Source organism: Candidatus Methylarchaceae archaeon HK02M2 (assembly GCA_024256165.1).
Lineage (GTDB): Archaea > Thermoproteota > Nitrososphaeria > Nitrososphaerales > JACAEJ01 > HK02M2.
Window position 1 is genome coordinate 1 of sequence record JAKLZG010000057.1, and the last position, 8674, is coordinate 8674.

The window sequence follows — 8674 nt, forward strand, 5'->3', positions numbered from 1 at the left end:
GAATTCATGATGAACTCTTTAAGAGGTTGTCTGATTTAGGGAATGTCAGAAAAATTAAAGGATTTGCTCAAGTATCTAAAGAGGCGGCACAAGGGGCGGCCATTCTGGCTAATGGTTTAGCAGGAGGAAAATACAAAGAGCTTGTTGAAAATATGATGGTTACAAAAGCAAAAGGGACAGTACTAGATTACATATATATAAAAGAAATTGATGAATTAAGACGAATGTATAAAATCTAACATTTTCAGCCTAATTTAAACACGAATATTATTATCAATATAGTCTTTGAATGTTGCTAGCCACATACATTGTAAACCTTCTAAGGTTCTTAAAAGATAGAAAAGTGGACTAGAAAAGTTGATCATAAAATGTAATTATATAGTAATCTACAAACTACTTAATTGACCCGTCATTTACAGATCGAAAAACGAGCCAAGGATAAAAAAATGAAGTGTAGAATATGTGGTAATATACAGCACATCCTAAGCTCTGACGGATTTTGCCTTAATTGTGTTTTAAAATATGCTGATAAATTAAAAGAGGTTAGGAGCAAAGTTAAACATCGATAACTACTGAGAGTTCAGAAAAATTAATTTTCATATCTCTTTTACTTAAATATTCTGCAAATGCTTGTGAAAATACAAAGGATAAAATCCTACTAGATTTTAAAATCATATTTCGAGCCTAGTATTCTTCTTAGATCTTTGTGACGGTTTCTAATCTTAACTTCTGTCACACCAACAGCACTAGCAATTTGTTTCTGAGTTACAAATTTAATTATAGCGCCGGGAGTGGGATTTGAACCCACGAGACCCGTATGGGTCACAGGCTAATTGTACATTATTCCAGGCTTAGGCTTCCAGCGAATCTGCCCCTTACCAGGCTAGGGTATCTTTGCCAAGGATTTCCACCCTTTCCGGCAACCATTTCCCCGGCATACAGAGGCTTACTTACTAGTAGCTTCTTAAATATTATGGTTACTTCATAAGACAAAAAATTAGGTTTATCAACTTTGATTCAACTTTTTTCATATATATTAACCACTTTCACATCTGTTGAAAGCAAAAGCACCGATTAGCATTAAAGATAAACTAACAAGTACTACAATTATAAAATCGAGATATATTGGCAATGCAAAAGTCCCTATTAAAAATCCCCTTAACCCATCAACGGCATAAGTCAATGGATTAGCAAGCATAATAATATTCATCCAATCTGGAACATTTTGTATTGGAAAAAATGCACTTGATAAAAAAATTAATGGAAAGATAAGTAAGTTCATTATAAGCTGAAATCCTTGAAAGTCTTCGAGCCTTGATGCAATTATTAATCCAATACTGACTGAAAAAAATGCAATCAATACCATAAAAAGTAATGCTGGTATTAACCCAAAAAGGTTTACCTTTGCACCTAAAATCATGCTAATACATAAAACAAGTAAACCTTGAAGTATGGCAAGTGTAGAGCCTCCTAAAGTTTGTCCTATTACTATCGTGAGCCTACTAACAGGTGCAACTAACACTTCTTTTAAAAATCCAAATTGCCTATCCCAAATCACAGATACTCCTGCAAACATCGATGAGAACACTACCGACATAGTAATAATTCCAGGTGTAAGGAAGTCTATATAATTCAAATTTCCATCAAGTCTAATGAAGCTAAATCCAAAGCCAAAGAACATTAGAAAGAAGAACGGCTGCACTATATTTGCAACCAATCTACTTTTTGCCCTTAAGAATCTTTTAATCTGTCTAATCCATAGAACATATATCGCTTGCAAGTTTGCAGAGATCATCTTCACAAACCAAAAATGTATGCAGAATTATTTCTTAATTGATTCTTTTTACTAAATTATCTTCGTAACCATCTCTGTGCCATAATCTTCTTTGTTTCACTTGTATCTTCCCTTATCATTCTACCAATATAATGGAGGTAAACATCCTCAAGATTTGGCCTTCTTAAGTTAATAGATTCAATATTTATGTTATTTTCTTTAGCAACCTCAACTATTTCTGGTATTCTACCTTCTCCACCCTTAACATATACTTCTAAAAAGCTGTCATGATGTATGACTTTTTCAACCCAATTTTTCTTTTTAAGCTCAGCCTTTAGATTTTTATGATTTTTACAACCAATTGTTATGACATCACTTCCTACTAAGCTTCTTAAATTTGTTGGAGTATCTGTAACTATTATCCTACCATTATCGATTATAGCAATTCTATCTGATAAATACTCTGCTTCTTCCATATAGTGAGTTGTTAAGAAAATAGTAATACCTTTATTTTTATTCAAGTTAAGGATATAATCCCATATCGCCCTTCTTGTTTGAACATCTAAACCTAAAGTTGGCTCGTCTAAGAATAAAACCTTAGGGTAGTGCATCAAGCCTCTTGCAATCTCTAACCTTCTTTTCATACCACCTGAGTAGTTCTTTACTAATTCATTTGCTTTATCTTCAAGCCCTACTAATTTTAAAACTTCTATTATTCTTTTATTCCTTCTCTCCTTACTTAATCCATATATTCTTGCATGAAAATCTAAATTCTCTTTACCCGTTAGTTGGTCATCCAGTGCTGGATCTTGAAATACTATCCCTATGCACCTTCTAACTTTATCCGGTTCTTTTTCAATATGAAAACCACATACTTTTGCGAAACCTTCAGTTGGCTTAAGCAGTGTTGAGAGCATCTTTATTGAAGTTGTTTTGCCAGCACCATTTGGGCCTAAAAATCCAAAGATTTCACCTTCCTTAACGTGCATATTGATATGGTCAACTGCAACTATCATATTATCGTAGACTTTAGTTAGTTCTTTGACTTCAATAGCAAGCATTTTTCCAATATAGAGAAAACGATGATCTATTTTAAGTGTTTTAATTTGATTATGGTTTGTTATTAATCAGAATTAAACAATGAGACTTTCATAGATTTTAATTGTTTGTTCAGCGGCAAATTTCCATGTAAAGTATTTTAGTACTCTATTCCTTCCATTATTGCCCCATTTTTTTGCTCTATTAGAATCCCTTAGAACCTCTTTAATACCCCACGCAATATCTACAGGATCACTGCCATTTACATGTATACCATTTTGATCGGGGCCAGAAGAAAGAATCTGTTCTTTAAAGCCAACAATACCCCTTGCTCCAACAACTACTGGTTTTTTCATAGCCATAGCTTCAAGGCTAACAATCCCAAAAGGCTCATAGACTGATGGAAAAGCACATACATCTGCAGCAGCGTAATGTATTATACGCTCATTTTCAGGTACAAATTTAAACTGACAAATGACACTATTATTTAGTCCTAAACGTTCGATTAATTCTACAACATCTTTTTGTTCTTCTCCTTTTCCTAGAACAACTAACTTTGTTTTTGGAAATTCATTGAGAATTAAGGGTAAGGCTTGGATGAGGTTTCTAACACCTTTTACCCATGCTAATCTTCCAATAAATAATATCATTTGTTCATCTTCTTTTATATTATACTTATCCCTAAGTTTTTGACCAGCTTCTTTATTCACGTTCTCAAGATTGTAGCGTTCAGGATCAACACCATTCCATACAACATGAATTTTTTTCTCATCCCAACCATGACGAGTTAAATCTTCTTTCATTAGATAACTAACTGTTATGTTACTATCTGCTACTTGTGCTGTTGTGTTTTCAAGATGAGAAATTATACGAGAACCTCCATCACCACTTCTACCCCATTCTGTTGAATGTATATGAAAAACCATAGGGATTTTTAACTCGTTTTTAATTGTCAACCCGGTTATACTACTTAACCAATCATGTACACATATAATATCATAATTATCTCCATTTTTCCTTATGAGTTCATTTACAAACTTTGTCGCGGAAAGTATGTTATAAACAAACATATCACTAAAGAATTTAATATGAGTCCCCCATCTTCTTAGATCTTCAGAAACGAACAAAGGAAAAACGTTCGAAGCATCTGCAATCATTGGTCTATGAACTTCAACACCCTTAATAATTTCTCTGGTCTTAATGCCTATATTGTTAAGTGTAAAAACTGAGACGTCATGTCCAAGCTCCACAAATTGTCTTGTAATATATTCAGCATAGATTCCAAGCCCGCCAACAAGCAATGGGGGATATTCCCATATAAAAAATCCTATTCTCAGCTTTCATTCACCTAAAACAAGATTTTGTCTATCAGTATTATTAGTTTCGTTAAGTTAAGTTTTAGAGTTTCAATAGAGATAGCCTAAAAATTTCTTCTACTATTTAGCTTTTATAAGATAATGTCATAATCCTTATGGTTTGATTGTTGAGCCAATCGAGGATTCTGATTGGGATTTTGCCAAGAGTAAAAGGGTAATGTTGAGGAAGTTGGGATGTGAATGGTCTTCCTCTGTCTTTACTGTAAAGATCAATATCGATGGTCACGAGTTCTATATTCCTAATAGAGACTATCCTTACGAAGGTTTACTATCAGTGGTCAATGGAGAGAACTGGAAATTTCTCGATGGAGTCGCATTTTCTTTATTTAGCGATAAGGCATTAAAGCTAAATGCAAAATTTGTGGAAGTTAACCCTTGGGTAGCAAGGTATGTTTATGACTCTGATCTTGGTGAATTTTCTGTACAATATTACTTGATGCCGATCAAGAAAGGATGTTCTTTAATCATGTTTTTTAATAAGCCAATCGAGACTGAGCTACTTATAGCGCCATTAGTGGATTTAAGGCATATGTATTCAGCCTCCTTTTCTTACAATATTATGGAGTTTAATAATAAAACTAAATTCTCTTCTCAAGGTAAAGAGTTAGTAATTGGAAGAGGTAAAGTTAAGAAGATTTTTAACATAAAGATTGACTGGGTGTACAAATTATACGATGGTTTTAGAGAAGTTATAAACGGTAATGTCTTCTTTAAAGAGTGCACTAAGAAAGTATCTGTACCTATGATTATGAAAGTTGACAGATGTGTTGGGTTCGCATGTGGATCCATGGAAGAGACTAATAGCATACTCGATGAATCACTAAGGTATTGGAGGTCGGAGCTAGAGAACGACAAGGCATACTTCGACAAGCTCTTTTCTTGGTGTAATTTTATTGGTGAGGGTAAAGACTATGCTTTGGCTTCAAGGATATTCACTTTGAAGAGTTTCAGATATCAAGTGTTATTGAAAAATGATGTCAAACTCTTTCCCGAGGCAGGTGCTTGGTGGTTTAGGACTATGTGGTTAAGGGATGTGTGTGAAGGATTATTGAACAACTACTACACTATAAAGCACTTATTAGAAGATTCGAGCTTCTTAAGAGAGTTTATTGATGGGGTTCTAGATCTTCAAAATGACAATGGGTTTTTCCCACTTAAGCTACCAGAGAAGTCGGGGGACAAGCTCAACTATAAAGGGGTGGATGGTGATATACTTTTCCTTACTTTGGCAAGCAAGTATGCAGAAGATTCAGGGGAATTAGTTGCTAAGGTCAAAAAAGCATTCCTAAGATTTATAAGAGGGATGAAAAGCTCAAAAGCTGAGGTTAACGGTAACGCTATACTTTTAGATTCAGGGCTCATAACATCATGTCCAAACCAAAGCTGGATTGATAGTTTTTGGCATTTTGGTAAAATTATAATATCTACTAGGATTCCGGAGGATTGGATAATACATGATATGAAGGTCAAGGAGGAAAAGGAGGTTCAGGATTACTTTATGATGCCTTCTTTTCTTCTACCAGAAGTAAATGCATATTGGATAAGGTTACTTAGAGATCGTTCTAGATTATCTGGAATGAATGGTCTTTGTAGCAAGCTATTTAGTAAAGCGATTAACTCTTTTAAGAAGAATTTTTGGGATGAAGGTTCAAATTTCCTATACAGTATTGTTGATTTAATAGGAGGTAGAACTTGTAAAGATTTTTCATCTACAGTAGTAGTATCAGCTTCTGTTGTCTGGTGGCTCTTTAGTAAAAAAGAGCTCGAAGGGATATTAAAAACTGCGAAGAAGTATTTGGTTTATAGATCATTGACTTATTTGGGCTCTGGCTCCTATCCCTTTGGCCTATTAGTGAATCGAAAAGGCAATGGAACGTATCTAGGTGATGAGCAATACCATTTATCAACACTTTGGCCTAGGGATACACCATACTTAATAAAATTAGCACAAAGGCTTGACGAAGATGAGATGGTTGAAGGATTATTGGTATCGAACTTAGACCATATGTTGGGAGAAAACGCGATATTCTACTCAAATGAGCTATTTTCGTTACCAGAAGGTATTAACCCATATCCAAGTAAATTCAGTAATAATCTTATACCAGTCAAAAACCCCGCACAGTTTTGGTCTCATTGGATTGATCCATACATAAATTCTTTAAAATATTTGTAACTTTCCTATTGAATTTCTACATTCTCTTTTTTGAGTTGATTGTTCTGATAACAATCATAAATGTGTCTTCACTATATCTGGGTAATACTCTCTTAACACTCTTTCTATACCTACTCTAGGAATTGATGTTCTTAATGCATTCGACGCAACCTTATAGTATCTTTCAGTATCATTCTGATACAAGTTTATCACCTCAAGCAATAGATTCTTGAATTCTTCGTAATCCTCTATGTTATTTTCTGGTGTTTTAGGTATCCATAATTCCTTAAGATCCTTTCCAAAAAACCATCCATTAACACCATGCCTAATTAGCTCCATTGCTCCACCATCCCGTGAAGCGAGAGTGGGTACTCCATTAATAGCTGCTTTCATGTAACTTGTACCACAAGCCTCCCATCCGGATATAGGTGTAAAAAGTAATAGGTCACTAGACTTGATCAGCTCTTTCGCTGTCGATACTTTATATTCAGGTATATATACGACATTCTCCCGTTCGATATGTAGCTTATGGAAGGTTCTTACGAACTCCAAGCCTACTTTATCATAAGGGTGAGCGGCCCCCCCAAGTAAGAATAGTACATTTTTATTAGGTATATCTTCAATAGCTCTGATAACAAAGTCAGGTCTTTTATAAGGCGCAGTACGTCTACACCAGTTGATAATAATCATGCCTTCGACATCTATATCTTTGTATCTTCGAATGAACTCAGCAAATTTCTTTTTAATTGCCTTTCTATTTTCGATAAAACGGTTGAGATCAAGATTTCCAGTTTCATAACTTGTCTTAAGCGTCTTATCCATCCATCTTTCGATATCTACTCCATTTGTAACATAACGAAGTTTGCTTGTAAAGTGTGGGATAATCTTAGACATGACTTCAAAATGTTTGGCAGATACTGTGAAGGCTTCTCTAGAAGCAGCTAAACCTATATCGGTTAGAACGATCTCTTTATTGATGAACTTGTACCCAAACTCTTGCTCAAAAAACTTGTTTGGAAAAGCAGGGTGTCCCCACGGTCCAGGTGTATGTATTATTAATCTGAATTTCCCAGAGATTCTAAGGATGAGTGGGAGAAAGGCTGCATAGGCTTCTTGGAGATCGATATAGTCTACTCGCTCTACACCTATATATTGCCTTACATATTCAGCTGAAGCTTTTGCTAAGAGCGTATACTTGTAAAACTTCTCCTCTAGACTTTTTTCCATATATATATGGTCTGTAAGACAGGAAACCCAACTAGGCTCTATAGGGTTGAAAAATATGGCTTCAGCTTCTCCTTTACGATACTTTAAAATTTCTACCTTTACTTTTTCACCACGAAGCTCCACGGTCAACACTCCTTCTTGAACAAGTTTTTCGAGAAATTCAAGAGGTTGTGACTGCGACTTCGGTATCGGTGTACCTTCTTGGTCGAAATCATAATTTATAAATGCTTCACGATAAAAAAAGGTTAAAGTTGTATATGGTAAACCCAGTTTCGCAGCGCCGTAAAACTTGTCTCCTTCTAGCACTCCAAGACCTCCTGTATAAGTGTATCCTTCATCTAGTGCAAGTCCCGGCGTTATGCTGATTATCACAAAGAAGTTCCTTTAACTCATACCTATTTAAAAGCTACTTAGCAAGCATCTAAAATGGAAATTAAATTTTATATCCTGTTCTACTGCTATGTCTACAAGTTTAGGTTTAAATATTGCGATTGCTTTATATCTTTTTAAATTGATCTTCGTAAATAGATTCTATTAAGATAAGCTGAAGCTTTTTTTCCATTCTAAACATTTTGAGTATCAATGATGAGTATTATTTTTATTAGGAGTAATGGTGTCTAATTAAACAGATACTTAACAATGTTTATATTAACTCTATTACTTTGGCGAATATAATTTGGTTAAAAGAGTTGTTCTAATGTTTGAGGTTCATCAACCTATCCGTATAAAAGAACTTAAAGAAGCTCTTATTGAATCATCGTCATCGTATAGAAGATCCTCCAATATTTTTAATAATATTTATGATAAAGAGCTTGAAAAAAAAATCTTTCAGAAAGTATCGGATAGATGCTACTTAGATGCTACTTCATTGATAAAGAACCTATTAATGAATCATCCTTCATTCAAGGTAGTATAAAGCTTAAGTGTCCTTTGGCTTGAGCAGGCTGAAAAGTTTAATCCCAAACTAGTGGAAATATTGAAAGAGGTGGCTTCATTAGGTAGAGTTGAATTCCTCTGTCAAACTTACTTCCATAGCCTCTCGTCTCTAAATCCAAATGGGCTTGATGAGTTTAGAGAACAGATACTTCTTCATAAAAAGATGATGGA

At 34.6% G+C, this 8674-nt stretch carries 7 protein-coding genes and 1 tRNA gene; 3 read left to right on the forward strand and 5 right to left on the reverse strand.

Features of this window, described 5'->3' with window-relative positions; genetic code table 11:
- Positions 1–239, forward strand: a 239-nt coding sequence (locus L6N96_04475) for a DUF1464 family protein (protein MCP8323414.1), incomplete at its 5' end; no start/stop codon positions are given.
- 544 nt (positions 240–783) lie between these two features.
- Here the strand turns inward: L6N96_04475 and L6N96_04480 are convergent.
- The 4 genes from L6N96_04480 to L6N96_04495 form a co-directional block, all read right to left on the reverse strand.
- A tRNA-Ser gene (locus tag L6N96_04480) sits at positions 784–921 on the reverse strand.
- Positions 922–1036: 115 nt separating this feature from the next.
- Positions 1037–1795 carry an ABC transporter permease gene (locus L6N96_04485; protein ID MCP8323415.1) on the reverse strand — a complete coding sequence of 253 codons (759 nt, stop codon included), beginning with the start codon at positions 1793–1795 and terminating at the stop codon, positions 1037–1039.
- Between the two features lie 56 nt (positions 1796–1851).
- On the reverse strand, positions 1852–2835 hold the full coding sequence (locus L6N96_04490; protein MCP8323416.1) for an ATP-binding cassette domain-containing protein: 984 nt from the start codon (positions 2833–2835) through the stop codon (positions 1852–1854).
- Between the two features lie 72 nt (positions 2836–2907).
- Positions 2908–4113 carry a glycosyltransferase family 4 protein gene (locus L6N96_04495; protein MCP8323417.1) on the reverse strand — a complete coding sequence of 402 codons (1206 nt, stop codon included), beginning with the start codon at positions 4111–4113 and terminating at the stop codon, positions 2908–2910.
- A 175-nt stretch (positions 4114–4288) separates the two neighbouring features.
- Between L6N96_04495 and L6N96_04500 the strand changes: the two genes are divergently transcribed.
- Positions 4289–6361 (forward strand): hypothetical protein, encoded by a 2073-nt coding sequence (locus tag L6N96_04500; GenBank protein MCP8323418.1) that lies wholly within the window; start codon positions 4289–4291, stop codon positions 6359–6361.
- A 54-nt stretch (positions 6362–6415) separates the two neighbouring features.
- Here L6N96_04500 and L6N96_04505 read toward each other — a convergent pair whose 3' ends face one another.
- Positions 6416–7939 carry a glycogen/starch/alpha-glucan phosphorylase gene (locus tag L6N96_04505; protein ID MCP8323419.1) on the reverse strand — a complete coding sequence of 508 codons (1524 nt, stop codon included), beginning with the start codon at positions 7937–7939 and terminating at the stop codon, positions 6416–6418.
- A 304-nt stretch (positions 7940–8243) separates the two neighbouring features.
- On the opposite strand from L6N96_04505, the gene L6N96_04510 reads away from it, so the two are divergent.
- Positions 8244–8483: a hypothetical protein gene (locus tag L6N96_04510; GenBank protein MCP8323420.1), complete on the forward strand. Its 240-nt coding sequence runs from the start codon at positions 8244–8246 to the stop codon at positions 8481–8483.
- The last annotated feature ends 191 nt before the right edge of the window (positions 8484–8674 follow it).

Bases quoted from the DNA above. Each gene is read 5' to 3' on its own strand.
- L6N96_04485 (MCP8323415.1), bottom strand. From the start codon at position 1,795: ATGATCTCTGCAAACTTGCAAGCGATATATGTTCTATGGATTAGACAG.
- L6N96_04490 (MCP8323416.1), bottom strand. From the start codon at position 2,835: ATGCTTGCTATTGAAGTCAAAGAACTAACTAAAGTCTACGATAATATG.